This is a genomic window from Mesorhizobium sp. B2-2-4 (assembly GCF_006442375.1).
Lineage (GTDB): Bacteria > Pseudomonadota > Alphaproteobacteria > Rhizobiales > Rhizobiaceae > Mesorhizobium.
The window spans coordinates 1-1,095 of the sequence record NZ_VFWB01000036.1; the positions used below are offsets into that span (position 1 = coordinate 1).

The following is a 1,095-nucleotide window of genomic DNA, read 5'->3' on the forward strand; positions in this document are numbered from 1 at the left end:
GCGCCGCCGGGAGCATTTGCCAGGTTCTGCACCGCCAGCCGGACGGCAGCACTTGCCTGGTCGAGCTGGTCGAGGGCTTTCTGCAAGGTCTGGTCCATCACGCGGTCCCTTTCGGCTTGGGCGAGGGCGACTTTGGCGAGGGCGACTTGGGCGGCGGGGGCGACTTGGGCGGCGAGGGCTTGGATGCGGCAGCTTTCCTGGGCGCGGCTTGCTTGGGCGCCGAAGCATCGGCGACCATTGTGCTGGCCGGGATCGCCGGCGGTTCGATATATTGGCCCTTTGGCGGCTGCTGGTCGGCCTTGGCGAAGGCCGGATGGACGATCTTGCCGCCGTCGGTCAGCATGGTCGCCTTGACCAGATCGTCGTCGCGGTTGATCGCAAGCTGCTTGGTGCCCTTGTCGACCAGCGTCTCGAGGAAAGCAAAAAGGTTCCTGGCGTAGAGCAGCGAAGCGGAGGCCGCGACGCGGCCCGGCACGTTGAGGTAGCCGACGATCTTGACGCCGTTGGCCGTCGTCACGATCCTGCCTGCTTCGGCGCCCTCGACATTGCCGCCGCGCTCCACCGCAAGATCGACGATCACCGAACCGGGCTTCATCGAGGCGACCATGTCAGCCGACACCAGCCTCGGCGCCGGGCGGCCGGGGATCAGCGCCGTGGTGATGACGATGTCCTGCTTGGCGATGTGCTCGGCGGTCAGCGCCGCCTGCTTGGCCTGGTAATCCCTGGACATCTCCTTGGCGTAGCCGCCGGCGGTCTCGGCCGCCTTGAACTCTTCGTCCTCGACGGCGAGGAACTTTGCGCCAAGCGAGGCGACCTGTTCCTTGGCGGCGGGGCGCACATCGGTCGCGGTGACGACCGCGCCGAGCCGGCGCGCTGTGGCGATCGCCTGCAGGCCGGCAACGCCGACGCCCATGATGAACACCTTGGCGGCAGGAACAGTGCCGGCCGCCGTCATCATCATCGGCAGCGCCCGGTCATATTCGGCAGCGCCGTCGATCACCGCCTGGTAGCCGGCAAGGTTAGCCTGCGAGGACAAGACGTCCATCGACTGGGCGCGCGTGATGCGCGGCATGAATTCCATCGCAAAGGCCGTCA

The 1,095-nt window shown here is 67.3% G+C and carries 1 protein-coding gene and 1 pseudogene; both read right to left on the minus strand.

Annotation, left to right across the window (positions count from 1 at the left end; genetic code table 11):
- Positions 1–98 (minus strand): annotated as a pseudogene (locus FJ959_RS32655) (NAD(P) transhydrogenase subunit alpha); the annotation flags it as partial.
- On the minus strand, positions 98–1,095 hold a 998-nt coding region (locus tag FJ959_RS31490), incomplete at its 5' end, for an NAD(P) transhydrogenase subunit alpha (RefSeq protein WP_140633933.1). The pseudogene FJ959_RS32655 and the gene FJ959_RS31490, both read right to left, overlap by 1 nt.